This window comes from Pseudomonas sp. NFX5, assembly GCF_049132125.1.
GTDB classification, from domain to species: Bacteria; Pseudomonadota; Gammaproteobacteria; order Pseudomonadales; family Pseudomonadaceae; genus Aquipseudomonas; species Aquipseudomonas marginalis.
Window position 1 is genome coordinate 555,305 of record NZ_JAFMZG010000009.1, and the last position, 24,002, is coordinate 579,306.

A 24,002-nucleotide genomic window follows, 5' to 3' on the forward strand; every position below is an offset into this window, starting at 1 on the left:
TTGCTATCGGGGGCAAGCCCCCTCCCACATTTGATCCGGTCCGACAGACAGATATGTATCAGGCTTGGGTCAGCGTTTTTACCGCACGCTCGAAACGATCCAGGCCTTCGTTGATGTCCGCGTCTTCCACCACCAGGCTCGGCGCAAAACGCACCACGTCAGGGCCGGCTTGCAGGATCATCAGGTTTTCTTTCTCGGCCGCGTTGAACACGTCCTTGGCCTTGCCTTTGAACGCATCGCTCAGTACGCAACCGATCAGCAGGCCCATGCCACGTACTTCGGTGAAGATGCCGTACTGCTTGCCGATCTGCTCCAGGCGCGCCTTGAACAGGTCGTGCTTGGCGTTGACGCCGGCCAGCACCTCAGGGGTGTTGATCACGTCGATGACCGCTTCGGCCACTGCGCACGCCAGCGGGTTGCCGCCGTAGGTGGTGCCGTGGGTACCGACCACCAGGTGCTTGGCCAGGTCTTCACGGGTGAGCATCGCCGCAATCGGGAAACCGCCGCCCAGGCTCTTGGCGCTGGTGAGGATGTCGGGCACCACGCCGTAGTGCTGGTAGGCAAACAGATGGCCGCTGCGGCCCATGCCGGTCTGCACTTCGTCGAACACCAGCAGCGCATTGTTGGCGTCGCACAGTTCGCGGGCACCTTGCAGGTAAGCCAGCTCGGCCGGCAGTACGCCGCCTTCGCCCTGGATCGGCTCCAGCACCACGGCGCAGGTCTTGTCCGACACGGCGGCTTTCAGCGCTTCCAGGTCGTTATAAGGGACGTGGGTGATGCCGGTAATTTTAGGCCCGAAACCGTCGGAGTACTTCGACTGGCCACCGACGTTGACGGTGAACAGGGTACGGCCGTGGAAGCTGTTCAGCGCGGCAATGATCTCGTACTTCTCGCTGCCGAAACGGTCGAACGCCACGCGACGGGCCAGCTTGAATGCGGCCTCGTTGGCTTCGGCACCGGAGTTGCAGAAGAACACGCGCTCGGCAAACGTGGCGTCGATCAGCTTATGGGCCAAGCGCAGGGCCGGCTCGTTGGTGAAGACGTTGGAGACGTGCCACAGCTTGTTGGCCTGTTCGGTCAGTGCACCGACCAGCGCCGGGTGGGCGTGGCCCAACACGTTGACCGCGATGCCGCCGGCAAAGTCGATCAGCTCGCGACCCGCCTGGTCCCACACACGGGAACCTGCGCCACGCACGGGGATGAATGCGGCAGGTGCGTAGTTGGGAACCATGACCTGGTCGAAATCGGCACGTTGCACCGGGGCTTGCTCAACGGACATCGGAGTCTCCTGAAGAGGAACGCCTGCCTGGAACTGGCGGGCGATGCAGGGATTGTAAGGACAGTTTTCAGCGCGGCCTTGCCGCCAAGCGACAACTTCTTATAGCGCCAACCCCCGTTTTACGCGGGTTTACGCCAATGCGACAAATAGCGTCGCAATGGCGCAGTTTAAACGGATGCAGGGGTTTTCGGCAGTATGCAGGGAAGTTGCGCGATGGACGCGACACACCGCGCCAATCGTATTCACCCCACGTCAACCACGCTCGGACGGCACCGACGAGAGTTCGAACGGGCTGCTGCTGCGGCGCTGGTTGCGGTCTTCGCGAGGGGTGGCGCCAAAGAAGTTGCGGTAGGCGCTAGAGAAGTGCGGCCCCGAGGAGAAGCCGCAGGACAGGCCGATCTGGATGATCGACTTGCTGGTTTGCATGAGCATCTGGCGGGCCTTGTTCAGGCGCAGTTCCAGGTAGTACTGGCTGGGGACGCGATTGAGGTATTGCTTGAAGATCCGCTCCAGTTGTCGTCGCGACACGCACACATGCTGGGCGATTTCGTCGGTGGTCAGCGGCTCTTCGATATTGGCTTCCATCAGCAACACCGCCTGGGTCAGCTTCGGATGGCTGGAGCCCAGGCGGTTCTGCAGCGGGATGCGCTGGCGCTCGCCGCCTTCGCGGATGCGCTCCACCACCAGCTCTTCCGACACCGCACCGGCCAGTTCGGCACCGTGGTCACGGGCCAGCACCGCCAGCAACAGGTCGAGTACCGACATGCCGCCGCAGGCGGTCAAGCGATCACGGTCCCAGTCGAACAGATGGCTGGTGGCGATGACCTTGGGGAAACGCTCGGCAAAATCATCCTGCCAACGCCAGTGCACGGCGGCGCGGTAGCCGTCGAGCAGGCCGAGCTGGGCCAGCGGGTACACACCGGCCGACAAGCCGCCGATCACACAACCGGCGCGCACCAGCTGCTTGAGGGCGGTGCTCAGTTGCGAGGCGATCACGGCAGGCGGCTCGTCCGCCAGCAGGAACAGTTTCTGGAAGCCTTCCAGCTTGCCCGCCCACGGCTCGCCCGGCAGTTGCCAGGCGCCTTCGGTGGCCGGCTCTGCGAGCAAAAACGACAGCTCGTAGACCACCTCCGGATGCACCCGCTGAGCAACGCGCAAGGCCTCCTCAGCCAGCGCAAGCGTGAGTGCTTTTGTGCTGGGCCAAATCAGGAAACCAATTTTGTGGGCGGTCATGGAGTGCTATCCGAAGCGAGTAACAGTAATGAAGACAGAGGCCAATGCTAGCCCGTAAACCAACACAAAGCTTAAAAACGATAAAGACCTGCTTTCCTGTAGGAGCGAGCTTGCTCGCGAAAAACCTGAGAACACCACGGGGCATCAGGCTTCCCGCGTTATCGTTGACGATCTTCGCGAGCGAGCTCGCTCCTACAGGGGGGAGCAGCGGCCTTGATTATTTCAAGCTGCCGGACAGGAACTGCTGCAACCGCTCGGACTGCGGGTTGACCAGCACTTCCCGAGGGTTGCCACGCTCTTCGACGATGCCTTTGTGCAAGAACACCAGCTGGTTCGACACTTCACGGGCAAAGCCCATTTCGTGGGTCACCACCACCATGGTGCGGCCTTCCTGGGCCAGGTCCTGCATGACCTTGAGCACTTCGCCCACCAACTCGGGGTCGAGGGCCGAGGTGGGTTCGTCGAACAGCATCACCTCCGGCTCCATCGCCAGGGCTCGGGCAATCGCCACGCGCTGCTGCTCGCCACCGGACATATGGCCGGGGAACGCATCCTTGCGATGGCCCACACCGACCTTGGCCAGGTAGTGCTCGGCCTTTTCACGGGCGTCTTTTTTCGACATGCCCAGCACGTGCACCGGCGCTTCCATCACGTTTTCCAGCGCGGTCATGTGCGACCACAGGTTGAAATGCTGGAACACCATCGACAGGCGCGAGCGCATGCGTTGCAGCTGCTTAGGGTCGGCGGCCTTCATGGCGCCGTCCTTGTTGGCCACCAGTTTCAGCTCTTCGTTATTGAGCAGGATCTTGCCGGCGTGGGGTTGCTCCAGCAGATTGATGCAGCGCAAAAAGGTACTTTTGCCCGAACCACTGGAACCGATGATGCTGATCACATCGCCGGCTGCGGCGGCCAGGGACACGCCTTTGAGCACTTCATGACTGCCATAGCGTTTATGCAGGTCTTGGACTTCAAGTTTGTACATGCGGTCGGTTCTCACAAAAACAGGTGGTCAGTCGTTGAGCAAGCGCCCGTGACGCAGCGCTTCGCGCCCCGCCACCTTGGCCAGCCAGAAACCCGCTTGGGCATAACGTAGCCGTTCAACGGCAAACAACACCCCCGAGGTGCCCGCGCAGATAACGCTCACGCGGTCTTCCAGGGGATCAATCACTTCAAAAATCGGCTCGCCCTTCTCGATCCAGTCCCCGGCTTTACGCAGGTAACTGATCACCCCGGCGTGGGGCGCGAACAGCAATTCTGTGCCTTCGAAGGGCACGCCTTCACACGGTTCGTGTTGCGGCGCCGGCCATTCGCCCTTGATCAGGCCTTGCTCGGCGAGAAACGCGAGGATGCCTTCGGCGTGGAAGATCGCTTCGTCACGGCCGGTGTCCGCCTGACCGCCCAATTCCAGGGTTGTCGCCAGGCAGGCCAGCGGGATCTGTGCGTCGGGGAAGGCGCGGGACAACCGCAGCCACGGCAACGAACAGGCCTCATCGAACGAGCTGCCACCGGAGTCTTCCGCGAGCAGACCGACTTTCACATTCAAGTGCGCCGACAGCGAACGCCACTGCGGCCAGTGCTGGGGCAGCGCGTACATGTGCAATGCGGCTTCGGCGTCGCAGTGCAGGTCGAGGACGATATCAGCGCTGCACGCATGGCTCAGCAGGATGCGCTGCATGCCTTGCAACTGGCTGCTCGGCTCGGGCAATGCGTTGAGCGCATCGGCCATCGCCTGGCGAATCATGCGCACGTTGGCGTGAGCATCATCCCCCAGCTTGCCTGTGAGCAACTCGGCCACCGGCTCGCTCAACTCAACGAAATCGCGGTTGAAATTCTTGCCGCTGCCCACTTCGAAACGGCCCTGGTGGCTGCCTTGCAGCAACTGGCCCAGGCCCATCGGGTTGGCCACCGGCACCAACTCGATCACGCCGTTGAGGGCGCCTTGCGCTTCAAGTTCGGCGAGGCGTTTTTTCAGCTCCCACGCGGCGCGCATGCCCGGCAATTCATCGGCGTGCAGGCTGGCCTGGATATAGGCCTTGCGCTCGCCGGTGCCGAAACGGAACACGCTCAGCTGGCGCTCGCAGCCCAGGTGGCCCCAGGGCAACAGGTGATCGATACGTTCCATATCAGTGCTTCCGTGGAGCCAGGTAGCTCAGCCAGCGGCGCTCGGCCAATTTGAACAGGCGCACCAGGATAAAGGTCAGGCACAGGTAGAACACGCCGGCGGTGATGTAGGCTTCGAACGGCAGGTAGAACTGCGCGTTCACCGTGCGCGCGGCACCGGTGATGTCGATCAGGGTGACGATGGACGCGAGACTGGTGGTCTGCAGCATCATGATCACTTCGTTGCTGTACTGCGGCAGCGCGCGGCGCAGGGCCGACGGCAGCAGGATGCGGCGGTACAGCTTGTAGCGCGACATGCCCATGGCCTTGGCCGCTTCGATCTCGCCATTGGGGGTGGCCTTGAGGCTACCGGCAATGATCTCGGCGGTGTAGGCGCTGGTGTTGATCGCAAAGGCCAGGCACGCGCAGAAGGTCGCGCTGGACAGCAGCGGCCACAGGACGCTCTCGCGCACCGCTTCGAACTGCGCCAGGCCGTAGTAGATCAAAAACAGCTGCACCAGCATCGGCGTGCCGCGGATCACATAGGTGTAGAGCCAGGCCACGCCGTTGACGACCGGTTGCTTGGACACACGCATCAAGCCCAGGGGCAAGGCGGCGAGCAGGCCGAAGAACAGCGAGATGGCGAGCAGTTTCAGGGTGGTCAGCAGGCCGCCAAGGTACAGCGGCATGGCCTCCCAGATGACGTTGTAGTCGAAGATCATAGATCAGCCGCCCTTACGCCTACCGAGTAGCGCTTCTCAAGATGACGCAGGGCCAGCAACGACACGCTGGTGATCACCAGGTACATCGCCGCCACTGCGAGGAAGAAGGTAAAAGGCTCGCGGGTGGCATCAGCCGCCTGCTTGGCCTTGAACATCATGTCTTGCAGGCCCACCACCGAGATCAGCGCGGTGGCCTTGGTGAGTACCAGCCAGTTGTTGGTAAACCCGGGGATCGCCAGCCGGATCATCTGCGGCACCATCACCCGGAAAAACACCTGGAAGCTGCTCATGCCATACGCCAGGCCGGCTTCGGCCTGGCCCTTGGGGATGGCCATGAAGGCACCACGGAAGGTTTCCGACAGGTAGGCGCCAAAGATGAAACCCAGGGTGCCGATACCGGCGGCCAAGGGGTTCAAGTCGATATAGTCGTCATAGCCGAGCATCGGCGCGACGCGGTTAAGCAGGTCCTGACCACCGTAGAAAATCAGCAGGATCAGCACCAGGTCGGGGATCCCGCGGATCACCGTGGAGTACAAGTCACCCAGCCAGGCCAACCAGCGCACCGGCGACAGGCGTAACGCGACCCCGATCAGACCCAGAACAATGGCCAAGGCCATGGACGACAAGGCGAGCTGAAGCGTCAACCATGCGCCATCGAGGATGACGGCCCCGTAGCCTTTCAACATGATTCAGGTCCTCGAAAAGGGGGATGAAAAAATGGCGCAAACCGCAGGAATTCTGTTGCTTGCGCCATTTCGGACAGACAGCTGCGAATACTTACTTGGCTTCAGGGCCGTAAATATCGAAGTTGAAGTACTTTTTCTCGATTTCTTTGTATTTACCGTTGGCACGGATCGCGGCGATGGCAGCGTTGATACGGTCCAGGTTTTCCTTGTCGCCTTTGCGCACGGCGATGCCTACGCCGTCGCCGAAGTACTTGACGTCGGTGAATGCCGGGCCGGTGAACGCATAGCCTTTACCGGCTGGCGTATCGAGGAAACCTTCCTGCAGCAAGGTCGCGTCAGCCACGGTGCCGTCGAGGCGACCGGCTTCCACGTCGAGGTAGATTTCGTTCTGCGAGCTGTAAGGCACAACGGTGGCGCCTTTAGGTGCCAGGACTTCCTTGGCGAAACGGTCGTGGATCGAACCGCGCTGTACGCCGATCTTCTTGCCCTTCAGTTCATCCAGGCTGTCGCTGACGGCGGTGCCTTCCTTCAATACCAGGCGTGCTGGGGTCAGGTAGTAGCGGTTGGTGAAGTCCACGGACTTCTTGCGGTCTTCGGTGATGGACATGGACGACAGGATCGCGTCGATCTTGCGCACCTTGAGCGCCGGGATCAGGCCGTCGAACTCTTGCTCGACCCAGGTGCACTTGACCTTCATCTCTTCGCACAGGGCGTTGCCGATGTCGTAGTCAAAACCGACGATGCTGCCATCCGGCGCCTTCGAGGCAAACGGAGGGTAAGCCGCTTCGATACCAATTTTCAGAGGCTTGCCTTCAGCGAAAGCCTGCATGGACAGCACGGACAGCGCCAGGGCGCCCAACAGCACGAGTTTCTTCATCTTGGGACTCCATCGGTATAGGGCAAAACAGCAGTATGAGCCATGGCCCACGATGCGACTGAGTGAAACCGAATAGCGGTGCTGCGTCCTACACCAATTCAACAGTGGAGACGACGAGCGAGTGATCGGCATTCTAACGACAGGCCGGAAGCCGATATTTCCTCAATGCGACAACAATTTACAGAAGCACTGAGAAAGCGGTTCCAGCACATTGACAGCCTCTGAATTTTATGCAGAGACAAAAGATATTAAACCTGTTGATGCTGCAAATTGCGGGCCTATTATTCGCAAACCCTTCTAGCACGGCAAGTGTGGCGTTTAATCTTATGGCTCGGGGTGTCTAAAGCGCGGTTTTTCGGGGCATAAGCGTAGCCCTTTGCCTCAGGTTTGGGCGGGCGGTTACACATTTGCGCGACTCGGTAACATTCAGAAACCTCCTACGCGAAAAACCGATATTTATTTGACTGGTGGTCATGCGGGTCTGTCAGTTCCTCCTCCATACCCACATTGGATCTCCTCCGATTTCAAGCACTCACAAAAAAGCCCCACCCGGCTCACACCGAATGGGGCTTTGTCTGACCAGCCCGCCTTACGCGACGTTCATGGTCTTGTGGGTCTCAATCAAATGCGCCACTACACCTGGGTCCGCCAGGGTGGAAATATCGCCCAGCCCGTCGTACTCGGCCGTGGCAATCTTGCGCAGGATGCGGCGCATGATTTTCCCCGAGCGCGTCTTCGGCAAGCCCGGTGCCCACTGGATCACGTCCGGCGAGGCAATCGGCCCGATTTCCTTGCGCACCCAGTTCTTCAGCTCCAGGCGCAGGGCTTCGCTGGGTTCTTCGCCATTCTTCAGGGTCACATACACATAGATGCCCTGGCCCTTGATGTCGTGCGGCACACCCACCACCGCCGCTTCGGCGACTTTAGGGTGGGCAACCATGGCGCTTTCGATCTCGGCGGTACCCATGCGGTGGCCGGATACGTTCAACACGTCATCCACACGGCCGGTGATCCACCAGTAGCCATCTTCATCGCGACGGGCGCCGTCACCGGTGAAGTACATGCCACGGAAGGTCTTGAAGTACGTGTCGACAAAACGGTCATGGTCGCCGTACAGGGTACGGGCCTGGCCTGGCCACGAGTCGAGAATCACCAGGTTGCCTTCGGCGGCGCCTTCGATGATGTTGCCCAGGTTGTCCACCAGCGCCGGCACCACACCGAAGAACGGCCGTGCGGCAGAACCCGGCTTGAGTGCATGGGCGCCCGGCAGCGGGCTCATCAGGGTGGCGCCGGTTTCGGTCTGCCACCAGGTGTCGACGATCGGGCAACGGGATTGGCCGACGTTCTTGTAGTACCAGTCCCACGCTTCCGGGTTGATCGGCTCACCCACCGAACCCAACAGGCGCAGACTGCTGCCATCGACGCCTTCGCAGGCAGCGGTGCCGGACGCCATCATTGCGCGGATCGCGGTCGGGGCGGTGTAGAGGATATTGACCTTGTGCTTGTCGACGATCTTGCCCACCCGGGTAATGTCCGGGTAGTTCGGCACGCCTTCGAACAGCAAGGTGGTCGCGCCATTGGCCAGCGGGCCGTAGACAATATAGGTGTGGCCAGTGACCCAACCGACGTCGGCGGTGCACCAGTAGATTTCGCCCGGGCGGTAGTCGAATACGCGCTCGTGGGTCAGGGCCGCATACAACAGGTAGCCGCCGGTGGTGTGCTGCACGCCTTTAGGCTTGCCGGTGGAACCGGAGGTGTAGAGGATGAACAGCGCTTCTTCGGCGCCCATCTCTTTTGGCGCACACACGGTGCCCGCCACCTTCATCAGGTCTTCGTACCAGATGTCGCGATGCTGGTTCCACTTGATCTGGCCATTGGTGCGCTTGCACACGATGACCTTCTGGATGCTGCTGGTTTCCGGGTTGGTCAGCGCGTCGTCGACGTTGGCCTTCAGCGGAATCTTCTTACCGGCGCGAATGCCTTCATCGGCCGTGATCACCACCTTCGACTTACAGTCGATGATGCGACCGGCCAGGGCCTCCGGCGAGAAACCGCCGAACACCACCGAATGGATCGCACCGATGCGGGTACACGCCAGCATGGCGACCACGGCTTCGGGGATCATCGGCATATAGATGGTCACCACGTCGCCGCGGTGCACATCCTGGCCACGCAGGGCGTTAGCGAACTTGCAGACTTCTTCGTGCAACTCGCGGTAGGTGATGGTGCGGCTCTCGGCCGGGTCATCGCCCTCCCAGATGATCGCCGCCTGGTCGCCGCGCTCGGCGAGGTGACGGTCCAGGCAGTTGTAGGACACGTTCAGGGTGCCATCGGCGAACCACTTGATGTCGACATGGTGATCGTCGAAAGAGGTCTGCTTCACCGCGGTGAAAGGCTTGACCCAGTCAAGGCGCTTGGCTTGCTCGCGCCAGAAGCCATCGGGGTTGACCACCGACTGCTGGTACATGGCCTTGTAGGTTGCCTCGTCGGTCAGCGTGTTGGCTGCTACTTCGGGGCGAACGGGGTACAGGGAAGCCGCACTCATCTTTCTTACCTCGGTGACATAGTTGTTGTTGTATGACCCAGTTGTATCCGGGGTGGGCCTATAGAACCATTCGACGATGGTAGTAACAAGACCCTACAAAATGCCCTGCTATCCCCGTTTGCCGCTCTGGCCCGCAGCCTGTGGGGCTTTGCGGGCGGGTGAAAAAACCTTTACCACGGGATTGTTACAAAAACCGCCAATAGTCTTTATCAAAAGCACGGGTATATGAATATAACCCGCAGGCCTAGAATCACTTCCGCCAACCAAGGCATTGTGATTAACACAACAGTGATTAACAACGTAACAGCCCCCACGAAGGCACGTTAATCCGAACTAACCAATCCTAAGTTACACACGTGGCCTCACAAGGGCCCCGTGACCCCTTTCGCCCTGAAGAAGGTAAGTAAAGAAATGAAAGCTCTCGTAGTTATGGCCCTCAGCAGCTTGTGCGCCACCGCCGCCCTGGCCGACGAGGCCCCGACCGAGCTGGCCGGCCAGAACGCCCCGATTGTTGAGGACTACACCTATAGCACCAAGCTGGATGTGGCCAAAGTATTGTCCATGAGCACGATCCCGGAAGTTTGCGAAGTTGTGCCGGTAAAGATGGAATATGAGGATTCCCAGGGTCAGCGCCATATCCTTAATTACCATGTCATGGGTAATGGCTGCTCTAACGGATAACAACTTCGTTAGTTGGAACAGACCCGGATCTTATTCGCCGCAAGAAATCGTTCTTGCGGCAAAGAACCGGCGCCTGGCACGGCACGCGGTACATGTGGGAATGGGGTTGCTCCCGATAGCGGTCGTCACTCAGCCCCACCCCTCCCTTCCTCTCCCCAAAAAGTCCTACCCTACCCCCCACAATAAATAGCCCACCGCCCGTCAAAAATTTCCTACCCCATCAACCCCCCGCAAACCCTCACTCTGGCTCAAATAGCCGCCTTTTTGTCTCTGATCCGAGACCATCCGCCGCAACACAAAGCGGAATTTTTCCCTATAATGCGCGGGTAAATCGGGCCTGCAATATCCCTTTACACAGGGACGAAGAGCCAGACCTTGAGCCTGCGCTGGAGTATGCATCCACCGCTCCGCCCCTCAAGCCTCATGCAGTACCCGTTACCCAATTCCGTTTATTTGCCTGCGCGAGCTGTTGCAACAAACGATTCCTTAAGATCCACCGCGGCCCGAGGGCCGTGTGAACACCCAACCATCCGGTTTCACACGGGCACCTTTGAGCCCTCACGCAGGAGACGACACGTCATGCTGAGCTGGGACGAATTCGACAAAGAAGAAGACGGCGAAGTAGCCACCAAAGGCGCCAACGCCGGCCACGCCACCGAAGCCAACATGGACCGCCTCGACGGTGCCGGCGCCGCTGCCGCCATCGAAGCCCGCGCCGTCACCGCCAGTGACTCCGCCGCCATCGTGCGCGCCAAGGCTGCCCTGGACAAACTCGACGTCGCCGAAGGCCTTGCCGAACTCGAAGGCGCCTCCGCCCGCGTCGCCGTTGACGAAAAGCGCATGATCAACTGCCGCGCCGACCTCAACCAACTCGTGCCCTTCAAGTACGACTGGGCCTGGCAAAAGTACCTCGACGGTTGCGCCAACCACTGGATGCCGCAAGAGGTCAACATGACCGCCGACATCGCCCTGTGGAAAAACCCCGAAGGCCTGACCGACGACGAACGCCGCATCGTCATGCGCAACCTCGGCTTCTTCTCCACCGCCGACTCCCTGGTCGCCAACAACCTGGTCCTGGCCGTGTACCGCCTGATCACCAACCCGGAATGCCGCCAGTACATCCTGCGCCAGGCTTTCGAAGAAGCGATCCACACCCACGCCTACCAGTACTGCATCGAATCGTTGGCCATGGATGAAGGCGAGATCTTCAACATGTACCACGAGATTCCATCGGTGGCTAAGAAGGCAGCCTGGGGCCTGAAATACACCCGTTCGATCTCCGATCCGAAGTTCGAAACCGGCACCGTCGACACCGACAAGGAACTGCTGCGCAACCTGGTCGCTTACTACTGCGTACTGGAAGGCATCTTCTTCTACTGCGGCTTCACCCAGATCCTGTCCATGGGCCGCCGCAACAAAATGACCGGCGTGGCCGAGCAGTTCCAGTACATCCTGCGCGATGAGTCGATGCACCTGAACTTCGGTATCGACGTGATCAACCAGATCAAGATCGAAAACCCGCACTTGTGGGATGCCGAGATGAAGGAAGAAGCGACCCAGATGATCCTGCAGGGGACTCAGCTGGAGATTGAATATGCTCGCGATACCATGCCGCGTGGGGTGCTGGGGATGAATGCGGCGATGATGGAGGATTACCTCAAGTTCATCGCGAATCGTCGTTTGTCGCAGATTGGCTTGAAGGAAGAGTATCCGGGGACGACCAACCCGTTCCCATGGATGAGCGAGATCATGGACTTGAAGAAAGAGAAGAATTTCTTTGAAACTCGGGTTATTGAGTATCAGACGGGTGGGGCGTTGAGCTGGGATTGATTCCTTAGCACAGCAACACCAAGAAGCCCTGACTTGTTCGGGGCTTTTTTATGCGAGCTCACTAAAGACTCTCCGTACAAGGCAGAGAATTTAACAAAGTAGCTGACCGCTAAATCCTTCTAGATCGTAGGAAATTTCGTAGACGCAATAATAGCTACTCAGTATCGTCCGAGGGTTTTCTACCCTCGGCGGCTGTATGGACATTACGAAAGACAAAACGGACTGGAGCGACGCGGAGCTGGCAGCTGCGGTCGGGGCGTACCTGAAGATGTTGGCCTGGGAAAAAAGCGGCCAACCTTTCAATAAAGCCCTCGAAAACCGCCTTCTACGCGAAGGCCCGGTGGCAGGCCGTGCAAAGGGTTCCATCGAATTCCGCATGCAAAATATCTCCACTGTGCTTGTGCGTATGGGCTGGGACCGCATCGAAGGCTATAAGCCTGCGAAGAACGTAGGCACAGGCGTCGAACAACGCATCCGCCAAGCGCTTGCCGCGCAGGGTGTATTCGAATCCGAAGACGCTGCCCAAACAGCAGACGAGCAAACGCTTATCCGCCGCGCGTCCAAACTGCAGCAGCAACCTTTCACTCAGCTACCGGACGGCATTGCCCAGCCGCAGAAGGTCTCGACCGTCAGCGCCACTTTTGTTCGTGACCCAAAGGTCCGCGCCTGGGTGCTGAAAGAAGCCAACGGCATCTGCGAAGGCTGCGGCGCTAACGCGCCGTTTGAGGTCGACGGTTTGCCATTTCTTGAAGTACATCACGTCAAGCACCTGGCCCAGAAGGGTTCGGATCGCATCACCAATGCTGTAGCCTTGTGCCCCAATTGCCATCAGCGTTGTCACCGGTCGAGTGACCGGGAGGCTTTCACCGAGGGGCTTTACGCCAAGGTCGGAAGATTGGCACGGGAGTAGACTCCTGCTGTCACACCTGATGCACGCTCAAAAAAATACTAGATAGGACCGAGGCCAACCCGTGAACCCAGACATGCTCGAAGCCGGCCCCGTTGACGCCAAAGTACTCTCCGTTTTTGACTTCGACGGCACCCTGACCCACCACGACAGTTTCGTGCCCTTCCTCAAGTTTGCCTTTGGCACCGGCGAGTTTTATGGCCGAATGGTCAAGCTGGCCGTGCCCGGGCTGCGCTTTTTGGTGCGGCAGATCAGCCGGGATGAGTTGAAGGCGCAGTTGATCCGCACCTTTATGACTGGGGTGGAGAAGACGTGGGTGCAGCAGAAGGCCGAGGAGTATTGCCAGCGTAATTGGGCGCGGTTGATGCGCCCGGCGGGGGTGCTGTCGGTGGAGCAGGAGTTGGGCTCGGGGGCGGTGGTGACGCTGTGTTCGGCGTCGCCGGCGTTGGTGCTGCAGCCGTTTGCCGATCGGCTTGGGATCAAGTTGATCGGCACGGAGCTTGAGGTGGTCGACGGGGTATTGACCGGCAAGCTCACCGGGAATAACTGCCGGTGTGAGAATAAGGTGCTGCGGCTTGAGGCGGTGTATGGGGACCTGGGGGAGTATCGGCTGCGGGCCTGGGGCGATACGCGTGGGGATCGGGAGTTGTTGGCGGCGGCGCAGGATGCGCATTTTCGGCATTTTCATGCGAAGAAGAAAAAGCGGGCTCGGTTGCAGCGGTGATGCGGGGGGCGCAGAACCTGGCGGCGTTCGGTGGGGCGATGAGCCCGGTGATATGCGGGTATCTGCTGATCAACGCGGCGCCGGCCAGCATGTTCTATGCCTTGGGTACACTCACAGCGATAGGTGGGACCTTGTGCTTCCTGAGCGGACGCCGGGTTGCAGGTTCTAGCTGATATTTGCGCGGGTTCCCGCTATTAATAGCGAAACCTCTCACGGACCCGAGCCCCATGAAATTCGACACGGCCTACAGCCTGAGTCTCGATGAAAAGCTGTCGATCTACGACGTACGAGACCTGAATTTCGACGAAACCAACACCTTCGACTCCGACAAGGACAGTTTCCTCTGTCCCAACGATGCCTGTCGTGCTGCCTTTGAAGCAGGCAATGTGCTGAGCACGTTTAACGCCAAGAACGTCAACTACCAACGCACCCCGCATTTCAAAAACACGCCGAGCACCCGGCATATCGACGGCTGCCGCTATGCCAGCCTCCACAAGGGTGCAGCAGGCGAAAACGACGATGAGCGTGAGGACAATTTCCCATCGGAATTTGTCCTCACCCGCCGTACGTACGAGCGTAAAACCGCAGTGGCCGGCACCGAGGGGCTGGTCCCACAAGATTCAGCGAAAACACCTTCACCCCGCAGCGGCGAATCTGTCAGTTCGAGCGACACCACCCCGGACAAGACCAGCGTGTTCGCCCACCCGGTGGAATGTTTTGTGTCGAACATCGACGACAAGGAAAAACTCAAACGCATGCCGCTGAAAATCGGCGAGCACACCGCGACTTACGCGGCGTTTTTCAAGAAGATCGAATACCTGCAAGACAACAAGGGCCTGATCTACTGGGGCAAGGTCAAAGCGATCAAGGACTACACGAGCAGCTTTCGCATCGACTTCGAAAAGAAGGTGTGGCTCGACAAAAAGCCCTACTCGGTCAACGTCTACCTGAGCAAAAAGCTCATCGAGAACTACCGCAAGCGCAAGGCGTTCCTGGAGCAGATCAGGGCGGCGGCGGACAGTGAGCGGGCGTTGTATTGTTTCTTCTACGGGGTGACACCGGAGCTGAAACAAGTGCCCAGCAAGAAGAACCCCGAGCAGACCTTCGGGGTATTCAGCGCGAATATCGAGAACCTCGATCACCTGATCATTCGTGAGGCGCCGGGGTTGGAATAGTGGGTCGATAAGCATCCAGTTGATGAGCGGTCAAAACAACTGTACAAAAACACAGTATAGTTCGCCCTCCCCCGTCGAACCCTGGAGAAACCCCATGTCCTCCCTGGCAATGAGCTCTTTCGTAGAACAGCAGATCGTCCTGCACCAATTCACCGCCAAACACAGCGTACAGGCCCGCGCGATGCTGGGCTGGAGCCGCGACGAGCTGGCCCGCCAGGCGGGTGTGACGGTGGATGCCATCCAACAGTTCGAAAGCCAGGGCGATGTGGGTGATGAAACCCGCCTGGCATTGGCGTTTCGGTTGGAGGCGCAGGGGCTGGTGTTTTTCCCGGGGTTTGCGCCGGGGTGGGGCATGAGTGTACGGCGGTTTGACACCGCCCCTGCCGAACCCGCAGCACAAAACATTATGTCGCGGCTGATGGGCTCAACAGCGGCATCAATTGATTCACCAACGCCCCAGCCGAATGGTGCGTAGAGTCCAAGCGGATCACCGGACAGGTCAGTGCTGCCAACCAGGTTTCATGCCGACGCAGGCTGCGTAGGCTGTGGTTGCCGTTGTCGTAACGAGCGGCCCAGGCCAGGAAGGCAACGCTGTTCTCGTGGCGACTGCCACCTTCCAGGATTTCATCACCGTAGCGTTGCACCTCCCTCATGCGCAGACGGTGCAGGCGCACGTGCGGGTCGAGGCGCAGGAACACCACGTGGGTGAACTGCGCGATCATCGGGTCGCCCCAGCCACACAGTGAACCGGACAGCACCCAGCCTTCCAGGCCGACAGTCTGCTCCTGCAGCAGGCGGATGCGTTCATCCTTGGGCCGGGCAATGGTGAAGGGGGCGTCGGTTTGCTGCCAGTAGAAATAGTCGGTGTCGAAGTAAGCGACGTTCAGACTCTCCGCCAAGGCCCTGCCCAGGGTGGTAGTGCCCGCCCCCGCAGCACCGAGGATATGAATTCTATAGGCCATGGCTTCCCTCCCTGGCATTGCGATAACCTTGCGCCAGCGCGGCCAACGATTCCTTCGACCATCGCGCACCGTAGAACCACAACGTCCCGCCGTCATCGAGAGCCTCGGCGAACTTCGGGTAACCACTCCAGCAGGCAGCATGGAACGCAGCACTTTCACTGTCCGACACCAGGGCATCCAGCCGGTATTCATTCACGATTTCATCGATTTCATTATGGGTGTGCAGGTTGAACGTGAGGGTGCCGTCGACACGTTGCGCCGGCACGGGTATCAGTTGCGCCCCGGCCCGGCGCAGTACGTCCAGCGCACGCATGAAGGGCGCACGGTGTTGAATCGGTTCATGCCCATCGCCACGTCCATATCGGTCGGCATACCCCACGCGCCTGCCGGCCAACGCTTGCGTGGCGGCAAAGCGGCTGTTGTTCTGCACCAGGGGCACCTCCACCATCACCGGGCCCTCTGGGTCGATACCGCTCAGGGCAATCAGCGTCAACGAGGGATCAGGCATGGGTCTGATGGGAATTGCCGGTACGTTATACCCGGGGATCAGGACGCCACCCTTGGGGTGGGTTTGAGGGGGGGGATCGACATCAAACTCGATACTGCGGGGGGGCACTTGATCGGGGGAAGGACGGCTACATGGAGATGCCGAATCGGTCATGCCCAAGAGCGCAGACAACGGCTGGCCAACCTGGCAAACCGCATCTGCTCGCAAAAACCATCTGCATATGCTGTCCATCGGTACGCCTCCCCTGAAAACACTTTCCAGGGATCATCGCATCCTTCGCCGGCGCCTGTCGCAGACCCGAAACAGCTTGAAAACTCCTTTTTCGGCGCCTCTGCGCCCTCAGCCCACAAGGTGCTCTTGTGCACCTTGGGTTTCCACTTCCAGCCACCATGCATATCCACGCTCCGGCTGGTTCAAGCTGAACGCCTGGCCCATCGGCGGTGTGGTAATCGACACATTGCGCTCCCACGCCAGCGCCATGATGCGGTCGAAAGGTTCGTGCCAGGCATGGAACGCCAGGTCGAAAGTACCGTTGTGGATCGGCAGCAGCCAGCGGCCCCTGAGGTCGATATGCGCTTGCAGGGTTTGCTCCGGCTGCATGTGCACATGGGGCCAGTCGACGTTGTAAGCACCGGTTTCCATCAACGTCAGATCGAACGGGCCGTACTGTTCGCCGATGCGTTTAAAGCCGTCGAAGTAGCCGGTGTCGCCGCTGAAAAAGATACGACGCGTGCCGTCGATCATCACCCAGGAACACCAGAGGGTCTGGTTGGCATCAAACAGGCCGCGCCCGGAAAAGTGCTGCGCCGGCGTGGCGACAAAGCGAATGCCATCCACCTCGGTGCCTTGCCACCAATCCAGCTGCCGCACTTTGCTGGCGTCGACACCCCACTTGACCAGGATGTCGCCCACGCCCAGCGGCGCGAGAAAGTAACGGGTCTTGTCGGCCAGTTGGACCACAGCCTTATGGTCAAGATGATCGTAGTGGTTGTGGGAAAGAATCACCGCCTCCAGGGGCGGCAGCTCTTCAAGACGGATAGGCGGCTGGTGGAAACGCTTGGGGCCAGCCCAACTGAATGGCGAGGCACGCTCGGCGAACACCGGGTCGGTCAGCCAGAACTTGCCGCGCATTTTCAGCAACACGGTGGAATGCCCCAGGCGGAACACGCTGTGATCAGGCGCCGCCAACAATTGCTCGCGGGTCAGCGGTTGCACCGGGATCTGCCCCACCGGCCGCGTACTGCGTGGCTTGTTAAACAGCATGTTCCAGAAGATACGCAAGGTCTTGCCAAAGCCACCGTGCTGCACGGGGGCCTCGTTGCTGAAGCGCCCCAGGTCCAGATCGGCAGGCTTGGGCGCCGCAGGTGAAGACTTGAGGCGGGTTGAGATGGTGGCCATTACAGAGTGACTCCTACGGTCCGCGCATAAGTTACACTGAACAGTGTAGTTTCAAGATTGCAACAAAATCCGCAGCAAGTAAACTACCCAGTGTAATTTACCCTCAAGAGCCGAACGCCACCCATGACTGCCCCTCAACGCCTCACCGACCGCAAACGCCAAGCCATCGTGGCAGCGGCCATCGCTGAGTTTCGCGATAACGGCTTCGAGGTCACCAGCATGGACAAGGTCGCCGCCACCGCTGGGGTGTCCAAGCGCACGGTGTATAACCATTTTCCCAGCAAGGAAGAACTGTTCGCCGAAATCCTTCACCAACTCTGGGCCAGCAGCGTCGCCCAACTCGACGTCAGCTACACCAGCGAGCGCCCCCTGCGCGAACAATTGCGTGGTTTGCTGGAAGCCAAGATGAAGATGATGTCGGACACCAATTTCCTCGATCTGGCCCGGGTAGCCATCGCCGCCACCATCCACTCACCGGAACGCGCACAAGACATGGTCACCCGCCTGAGCCAGCGCGAAGAAGGCTTTACCCAGTGGGTACGCGCCGCCCAGGAAGACGGCCGCCTCTCCTGCACCGACCCGGCGTTTGCCGCCCACCAGATCCAAAGCCTGCTCAAGGCTTTCGCGTTCTGGCCGCAGATCACGTTGGGCCAGCCGACCCTGGATGCCGCTCACCAGGCGCGCGTCATTGAGTCGGCCATTGACCTGTTCCTGGCCGGCTATGAAGTCAGCGCCCCCTGCCCCGAGTAAAAACCGTTGCAGGAGCGACATTCCTGGTCGCTTTTGACGCATTCGCCCTCTGTTTTGCGCAAATGGCCTGGAAGGCCACTGATTATTCCCATGGGAATAACTGACAATATTCACAGGCCTTATCCGATCAACGGTCGATCCGGTGACCGCGCGCCGCGGTAAATGTGGAAAACAGCTGAACCAGGAATTTATGGAAAACAGACGAGGCAAAGGGCTCTCATTTGCCCGGCGTATCTACCAGCCAAGGATCATCGGCCTGGGTGTCGGCAGCATCAGCGTCACCGGCGCCCTGTACCCGCTCGCCATGCCGGGCTGGGTCTGGGCATTACTGCTGTTCAATGGGTTTGCCTGGGCGCACCTGGCGTACCAGTTGTCGACCCGCTCGCCGTTCCCTTACCAGGCTGAACAGCGCAACTTCCTGTATGACTCGGTACTCGGCGGGTTCTGGGCGGCGGCCACGCAGTTCACGCCGCTGACAGCCGTGACCATCCTGTCGATGATGACCATGAACAACGTCGCCGCCGGCGGCCGGCGCCTGTTCCTGCGTGGACTGCTCGCCCAGGGGCTGGGGATCGGCGTGGCGTGGGCGCTGTTCGGCATCCAGTTCAACCCCGACGTCAGCCTGCTGCAGGTCTACTCCTGCCTGCCGATGCTGACCCTCTACCCCATGGCCATCGGCATGGTCTGTTATCAACTGGCGATCAAGCTCTCGGAACATAAACGCGCCCTTAGTGCCCTGAGCCGCACCGACAGCCTCACCGGCCTGCTCAACCACGGCTCGTGGAAAGACCTGCTGCACCTCAAGTTCCACAAGTGCCAGCAGCAGCAAAGCCACGCCACCATCGCATTGATCGATATTGACCACTTCAAGCAGATCAACGATACCCACGGCCATATCGTCGGCGACACGGTGCTGCGGCAACTGAGCCTGGAACTGCGGCGCAACCTGCGGGAAAACGACCTGGCCGGACGTTACGGTGGCGATGAGTTCTGTGTGATTCTTCCGCAAATGCCTCTGGAGCAAGCGGCGCAGATCATGGAGCAGATGCGCGAAACATTCGGCAACTACCGCACCCCGCACCTACCGGAATTGCGCGTCAGCCTGAGCATCGGCCTGGCGGACTTCCAGCCGCGCTTCACCGACGCAGCCATGTGGCTGAACGCGGCGGACCGGGCACTTTATGCCGCCAAGGACACCGGGCGTAATCGAGTCAGTGTCAACGACGACCGGATAGCCTGTTCCGCCTGACGTTGTCCTACGACACCGGTCTGGATCCTCCGTGCAGCCCCGCACGAGATAGCACAATGCCTCCATTGGTCGCCTACCCAAAAATGGTCCTGCCCATGGGGCGAACTTCTTGTCAGGCTGATGACTCTTAACCCGTTGTTCCACCCCCCGCTGTCAGCACAAGGGAGCTGACAATGAGCAGGTCAACCGTAGGGCAAATGCCTTACGGAGGCAGGCGCCTATACATGGATCCTCCCAGACGCGTGCTTGCCCGAGCCCCCGAACATGCTATTCAACGCCCACAAGAAAACCATCGATACCCTGCAACACACCGTGGCTCATCAGGCCAGCCTGCTGGACGCCATCGAACGCTCCATGGCGGTGATCGAATTCGATCCGCAAGGCCTCGTGCTGCGGGCCAATGACAACTTCCTCAATACCCTGGGCTACCGCGCCGAGCAGATCGAAGGCCAATCCCACCGGATGTTCTGCACGCCCGCCTTCGCCCGCAGCGCCGAGTACCAGCAACTCTGGGCCAACCTGCAAAAGGGTCAGTTCCAATCAGGTACCTTTGAACGGGTGGGCGGCAATGGTCAGTCGGTGTGGCTGGAAGCCAGCTACACCCCGGTACGTGATAACGCGGGCCGTGTGATCAAAGTGGTGAAGTACGCCCTGGACGTTACCCCGCGCCTGCAGGCCGAAAGCGAGGCCAACGCCAAGTTGGAAGCCATCGGCCGGGCCATGGCCGTCATCGAGTTCAACCTCGACGGCACGATCATCACCGCCAACGCCAACTTCCTGCAGCGCATGGGCTACAGCCTGGCGCAGATCCAGGGCCAGCATCATCGTCTGTTCTGTACCCCAGAGACCGCCGCGAGCTCAGCCTACAGCGAGTTCTGGCGACGCCTGAACCAAGGTGAATTGTTCAGCGGCCAGTTCGAGCGCGTGGATAAAAACGGCCGGCCCGTTTGGCTCGAAGCCAGCTACAACCCGGTGTACGACGCCAGCGGGCGCCTGCGCAAAGTGGTGAAGTTCGCCTCGGACATCACCGCGCGCGTGCAACAACATGCCGCTGACGCGCAGAGCGCCGCCCAGGCCTATCACCTGTCGCTGCACACCCAGGACATGGCGGAAAAAGGCGCCGACGTGATCCAGAAAACAGCCAGCGGCATGCGTGAAATTTCCTCGGACATCGACAACTCCTCGCAACTGATCGCCAAGCTGGGCGAGCGCTCCCAGCAGATCACTACCATCGTCAACACCATTCGCGGCATTGCCGAACAAACCAACCTGCTGGCACTCAATGCCGCTATCGAAGCCGCGCGTGCGGGTGAACAAGGCCGTGGTTTTGCCGTGGTGGCCGATGAAGTGCGGCAGTTGGCGGCGCGCACCAGCGGTTCCACCACGGAGATTTCCAGCATGATCGCGGTGATCCAGGCTGAAACCCGCCAAGCCATCGACAGCATGGACGCGACCCGCGACCGCGCCGCCCAGGGCGTGGAACTGGCCGACCAGGCCGGTACGGTGATGCTGCAGATTCGCGAAGGCACCAGCGAGGCGGTGCACGCGGTGAGTGCGTTTGCCAATGAGCGGGGTGCCCACTAAGTAGGCCACGGGTTATTCATGTGTAAGACAGGTCGCCAGGACTATAGTGATTCACTGTCTTAACGTTGATGACCCGAGCCGACCATGACCTCCGACAAGCCCGAAACCGCCCCCGTCGATCACCTGCGTTTTCACCGCCGCCACGCCCACCTGGCCCCGACCTTCGGCAACGATACCTTTGCCCTCAAGGCCGAGGCTTTTGCGCGCTTCTTTGGTACACCGACCTTCCTCGGTGCGCAAACCGCGATCGTGATCTTGTGGGTGGTGCTGAACGTAACCGGCATCACCCACTTCGACGTGTACCCGTTCATCCTCCTCAACCTGGCCTTCAGCCTGCAATCCGCCTATGCCGCGCCGCTGATCCTGCTGGCCCAGACGCGCCAGGCGGCCCGCGACAAAGCCCAGTCCGACGCCGATGCGCAACACCGTGAAGCCCTGGCCATCGCCAATACCGAACGCCAGGCCCAGGCCGCGCAAACCACCAGACAGTTGCTCGAATTGCTGGAGCAAAACACCCGGCTGACGGAAATGACCAAGCAACTGACCGAACACATCGAAACCCTGACGTGCGAAATGCACGAGCACTATGTGCGAAAACCTCAATAACAACGCGAACTCCACGTGGGAGGGAGGTGTGTCAGGGTTTCATCTGCACATGCCGGCCCAACTCATCAAACAGCGTCACCACCGAGCGCAACGCGCGGCAATCGGGGCGCGTCAGCAGCCATAACGCGGTGTCGTGCCCGGCCAACGCGGGGCCCAGGGGTTGCAGGCCGTCATCCAGCAGAAAGTCCGGCAGCGCCGCCACCCCCAACCCGGCCCGCACCAGTTCGGTCACCGACAACATGCTGTTGCAGCGATAGCTGGGGCGTACACCGGGCAGGTGTTCGCGGCGCCAGGTCACCGTGGGGTGGTCGGGCAGGAAATCGTCCGGCGCGATCCAGGCCAGGTCCGCCAGTGAGCGTGCGGCGTGTTGATGCGCATACGTGGGGCTGGCACACACCTGATACGCCACGGCCCCCAGGCAACGGCCGACCAGATGCGCTGGCGGAGTCCTGGTCAGGCGCAGGGCGATGTCGGCATCGCGGCGGCTGAGGTTGGCGAAATCATTCGACGTGCTCAGCTCCAGGGTCAGCGCCGGGTAGTCCGGCATGAACTGCGCCAGCGCCGGCAGCAGCAGCTCTTGCAGCACTGAGTCGGTACAGGTCAGGCGCACCGTGCCGCTGATCACCTCGCCGCCCTGCTCCACGCCGATGCGTGCCGTCTCAAGCGCTTGTTCGGCACGTTCGGCCTGCTGCGCCAGGCTATTGGCGAGGCTGGTGGGCAGGTAGCCGGCGCGGCTTTTTTCAAACAGCGTCTGGCCCAATGCGGCCTCCAGCCGTCGCACCGCGCGGAACACCGTGGACACATCCACCCGCAACAATGCCGCCGCCCGCGCCAGGGTGCCGCCACGCACCAGGGCGAGGATCAGCGACAGGTCGGGGTAATCGAGCTGATAGTGCGTGGCTGCATTGAGCATGTGGGCAAACGCCAATATTGATTGCGTGCACGCCAATCTATAGTGCGCATAAGGACACCACAAGCCATGGGACGCACACGATGAAAGCCACCACCCTGCACCTCGCCCTGATCGGCGATTACAACCCCGATGTCATCGCGCACCAGGCCATTCCCGTCGCGCTGCAACGGGCCGCCGAAACCCTCGGTTTGCAGGTTCATCTGCAATGGCTCGACACCGACACCCTCACGCCCACCACAGCACTGCACGGCTTCGACGGTTTCTGGTGCGTGCCCGCCAGCCCCTACCGCGACACCGACGGCGCGTTGCGGGCGATCCGTTTTGCCCGCGAACAGCGGCGACCTTTCCTCGGCACTTGCGGTGGTTTTCAACATGCGGTGCTGGAATACGCCCGCAACGTGCTGGGCTGGGCCGATGCCGAACATGGCGAGCTGGCGCCGGGCGCCGAACGCGCAGTGATCACCCCCCTGAGCTGCGCACTGGTTGACGCCACCGACAGCCTGCGCCTGACACCCTACACACGCATCGCCGAGGCCTACGGCCGTCTTGACATCGAGGAAGGTTACCGCTGCCGCTACGGCATCAACCCCGAATTCGCCGATGCGCTGCTCGAGCGCGAGATGATTCCCAGCGGGCATGACGCAGCCGGCGATCTGCGCGCGGTGGAGTTGCTCGACCATCCATTTTTCGTTGCCACCCTGTTCCAGCCTGAACGTACCGCCCTCAAGGGCGTCACGCCGCCTTTGGCGATTGCCTTGCTCAAGGCGTGCCAGGAGCAATACGCATGATCGCCAAGACCCCCGCCCCACCCTACTACGCAGTGATTTTCAGCTCATTGCGCACCGACGGCGATCAAGGCTACGGCCAGGCCGCCGCCCGCATGCTGGAGTTGGCTCGCGATCAACCGGGGTTTCTCGGGGTGGAATCGGCGCGGGAGGATGGCCTGGGGATTACCGTGTCCTACTGGAGCAGCGAGGCGGCGATCCTGGCCTGGAAGCAGCAGGCCGAGCACCGGGCGGTGCGCGAACAAGGACGCGCCACCTGGTACTCGGCGTTTCAGACACGGGTGTGCAAGGTGGAGCGGGCCTACACATTCCAAGGCCAGTAACCGTCGTATCGCCTGGCCCTCTGTGGCTAGCAGGCCTGTTGTGGTGAGCGGGTCTGTTGTGGTGAGCAGGCCTGCTGTGGTGAGTGGGCCTGTTGTGGTGAGTGGGCCTGTTGTGGTGAGCGGGCTTGCCCCGCGCTGGGGCGCGAAGCGGCCCCTGAACCAGAC

23 protein-coding genes and 3 pseudogenes are annotated in these 24,002 nt (G+C 60.6%); 14 read left to right on the top strand and 12 right to left on the bottom strand.

The annotated features are described in order from the left end of the window. Positions 1-58: 58 nt before the first annotated feature. The 8 genes from J1N02_RS06585 to acs form a co-directional block, all read right to left on the bottom strand. Positions 59-1,279, bottom strand: a complete 1,221-nt coding sequence (locus J1N02_RS06585; RefSeq protein ID WP_027607765.1) for an aspartate aminotransferase family protein — start codon at positions 1,277-1,279, stop codon at positions 59-61. 252 nt (positions 1,280-1,531) lie between these two features. After that, positions 1,532-2,512, bottom strand: coding sequence for a transcriptional regulator ArgR (argR, locus tag J1N02_RS06590; protein WP_027607764.1), 981 nt, complete (start codon positions 2,510-2,512; stop codon positions 1,532-1,534). Positions 2,513-2,729: 217 nt separating this feature from the next. After that, positions 2,730-3,494, bottom strand: coding sequence for an ABC transporter ATP-binding protein (locus J1N02_RS06595; RefSeq protein ID WP_003214336.1), 765 nt, complete (start codon positions 3,492-3,494; stop codon positions 2,730-2,732). 27 nt (positions 3,495-3,521) lie between these two features. After that, a complete protein-coding gene (locus J1N02_RS06600) occupies positions 3,522-4,634 on the bottom strand; it encodes a succinylglutamate desuccinylase/aspartoacylase family protein (RefSeq protein ID WP_027607763.1) in 1,113 nt (370 codons plus the stop codon). A gap of 1 nt (position 4,635) precedes the next feature. Continuing rightward, a complete protein-coding gene (locus J1N02_RS06605) occupies positions 4,636-5,334 on the bottom strand; it encodes an ABC transporter permease (RefSeq protein ID WP_027607762.1) in 699 nt (232 codons plus the stop codon). After that, positions 5,331-6,020 carry an ABC transporter permease gene (locus J1N02_RS06610; protein ID WP_010208305.1) on the bottom strand — a complete coding sequence of 230 codons (690 nt, stop codon included), beginning with the start codon at positions 6,018-6,020 and terminating at the stop codon, positions 5,331-5,333. Before J1N02_RS06610 ends, J1N02_RS06605 begins: the two co-directional genes overlap by 4 nt. 91 nt (positions 6,021-6,111) lie before the next feature. Next, positions 6,112-6,897, bottom strand: a complete 786-nt coding sequence (locus J1N02_RS06615) for an ABC transporter substrate-binding protein (protein WP_027607761.1) — start codon at positions 6,895-6,897, stop codon at positions 6,112-6,114. Between the two features lie 589 nt (positions 6,898-7,486). Continuing rightward, entirely contained in the window at positions 7,487-9,442 is a 1,956-nt protein-coding gene (gene acs / locus J1N02_RS06620) for an acetate--CoA ligase (protein WP_027607760.1), read from the bottom strand. 411 nt (positions 9,443-9,853) lie between these two features. Here acs and J1N02_RS06625 point away from each other — a divergent pair, with 411 nt between their 5' ends. The 7 genes and pseudogenes from J1N02_RS06625 to J1N02_RS06655 all read left to right on the top strand — a co-directional run bounded on the left by J1N02_RS06625 (position 9,854) and on the right by J1N02_RS06655 (position 15,234). Then, on the top strand, positions 9,854-10,123 hold the full coding sequence (locus J1N02_RS06625) for a DUF2790 domain-containing protein (protein WP_027607759.1): 270 nt from the start codon (positions 9,854-9,856) through the stop codon (positions 10,121-10,123). A 579-nt stretch (positions 10,124-10,702) separates the two neighbouring features. Next, the gene (locus J1N02_RS06630; protein WP_024077017.1) at positions 10,703-11,953 is read left to right on the top strand and encodes a ribonucleotide-diphosphate reductase subunit beta; all 1,251 of its coding nucleotides are present in this window, start codon (positions 10,703-10,705) and stop codon (positions 11,951-11,953) included. 196 nt (positions 11,954-12,149) lie between these two features. Next, entirely contained in the window at positions 12,150-12,863 is a 714-nt protein-coding gene (locus J1N02_RS06635) for an HNH endonuclease (protein WP_098478878.1), read from the top strand. 73 nt (positions 12,864-12,936) lie between these two features. Then, complete coding sequence (locus tag J1N02_RS06640; RefSeq protein WP_043293519.1) at positions 12,937-13,584, top strand: HAD-IB family hydrolase; 648 nt, start codon at positions 12,937-12,939, stop codon at positions 13,582-13,584. Positions 13,585-13,589: 5 nt separating this feature from the next. Further along, positions 13,590-13,757 (top strand): annotated as a pseudogene (locus tag J1N02_RS06645) (MFS transporter); the annotation flags it as partial. A 54-nt stretch (positions 13,758-13,811) separates the two neighbouring features. Further along, positions 13,812-14,759, top strand: coding sequence for a hypothetical protein (locus J1N02_RS06650; protein WP_368964346.1), 948 nt, complete (start codon positions 13,812-13,814; stop codon positions 14,757-14,759). Positions 14,760-14,853: 94 nt separating this feature from the next. Next, positions 14,854-15,234 carry a helix-turn-helix domain-containing protein gene (locus J1N02_RS06655; protein ID WP_081744427.1) on the top strand — a complete coding sequence of 127 codons (381 nt, stop codon included), beginning with the start codon at positions 14,854-14,856 and terminating at the stop codon, positions 15,232-15,234. Here J1N02_RS06655 and J1N02_RS06660 read toward each other — a convergent pair. The 3 genes from J1N02_RS06660 to J1N02_RS06670 all read right to left on the bottom strand — a co-directional run bounded on the left by J1N02_RS06660 (position 15,164) and on the right by J1N02_RS06670 (position 17,627). Further along, on the bottom strand, positions 15,164-15,721 hold the full coding sequence (locus J1N02_RS06660) for an AAA family ATPase (protein ID WP_368964343.1): 558 nt from the start codon (positions 15,719-15,721) through the stop codon (positions 15,164-15,166). The genes J1N02_RS06655 and J1N02_RS06660 overlap by 71 nt on opposite strands. After that, on the bottom strand, positions 15,711-16,229 hold the full coding sequence (locus J1N02_RS06665) for a hypothetical protein (RefSeq protein WP_043293518.1): 519 nt from the start codon (positions 16,227-16,229) through the stop codon (positions 15,711-15,713). Before J1N02_RS06665 ends, J1N02_RS06660 begins: the two co-directional genes overlap by 11 nt. A gap of 339 nt (positions 16,230-16,568) precedes the next feature. After that, on the bottom strand, positions 16,569-17,627 hold the full coding sequence (locus J1N02_RS06670; RefSeq protein ID WP_027605642.1) for an MBL fold metallo-hydrolase: 1,059 nt from the start codon (positions 17,625-17,627) through the stop codon (positions 16,569-16,571). A gap of 123 nt (positions 17,628-17,750) precedes the next feature. Between J1N02_RS06670 and J1N02_RS06675 the strand changes: the two genes are divergently transcribed. From J1N02_RS06675 to J1N02_RS06695, 5 genes and pseudogenes are all read left to right on the top strand, one after another. Beyond that, positions 17,751-18,377, top strand: a complete 627-nt coding sequence (locus tag J1N02_RS06675) for a TetR/AcrR family transcriptional regulator (protein WP_065925250.1) — start codon at positions 17,751-17,753, stop codon at positions 18,375-18,377. A 190-nt stretch (positions 18,378-18,567) separates the two neighbouring features. Further along, positions 18,568-19,626: a diguanylate cyclase gene (locus J1N02_RS06680; RefSeq protein WP_027605640.1), complete on the top strand. Its 1,059-nt coding sequence runs from the start codon at positions 18,568-18,570 to the stop codon at positions 19,624-19,626. 264 nt (positions 19,627-19,890) lie between these two features. After that, positions 19,891-20,661, top strand: a pseudogene (locus tag J1N02_RS06685) (PAS domain-containing protein); the annotation flags it as partial. Between the two features lie 111 nt (positions 20,662-20,772). Continuing rightward, positions 20,773-21,210, top strand: a pseudogene (locus tag J1N02_RS06690) (methyl-accepting chemotaxis protein); the annotation flags it as partial. A gap of 84 nt (positions 21,211-21,294) precedes the next feature. Continuing rightward, positions 21,295-21,816 carry a DUF1003 domain-containing protein gene (locus tag J1N02_RS06695; RefSeq protein WP_027605638.1) on the top strand — a complete coding sequence of 174 codons (522 nt, stop codon included), beginning with the start codon at positions 21,295-21,297 and terminating at the stop codon, positions 21,814-21,816. Positions 21,817-21,847: 31 nt separating this feature from the next. Here the strand turns inward: J1N02_RS06695 and J1N02_RS06700 are convergent, their stop codons facing one another. After that, positions 21,848-22,729, bottom strand: a complete 882-nt coding sequence (locus J1N02_RS06700) for a LysR family transcriptional regulator (RefSeq protein ID WP_027605637.1) — start codon at positions 22,727-22,729, stop codon at positions 21,848-21,850. Positions 22,730-22,809: 80 nt separating this feature from the next. On the opposite strand from J1N02_RS06700, the gene J1N02_RS06705 reads away from it, so the two are divergent. Together J1N02_RS06705 and J1N02_RS06710 are read left to right on the top strand one after the other, a co-directional pair. Beyond that, the gene (locus tag J1N02_RS06705; protein ID WP_027605636.1) at positions 22,810-23,517 is read left to right on the top strand and encodes a CTP synthase C-terminal region-related (seleno)protein; all 708 of its coding nucleotides are present in this window, start codon (positions 22,810-22,812) and stop codon (positions 23,515-23,517) included. Beyond that, positions 23,514-23,837, top strand: coding sequence for an antibiotic biosynthesis monooxygenase family protein (locus J1N02_RS06710; protein WP_027605635.1), 324 nt, complete (start codon positions 23,514-23,516; stop codon positions 23,835-23,837). Before J1N02_RS06705 ends, J1N02_RS06710 begins: the two co-directional genes overlap by 4 nt. Positions 23,838-24,002 lie beyond the last annotated feature (165 nt).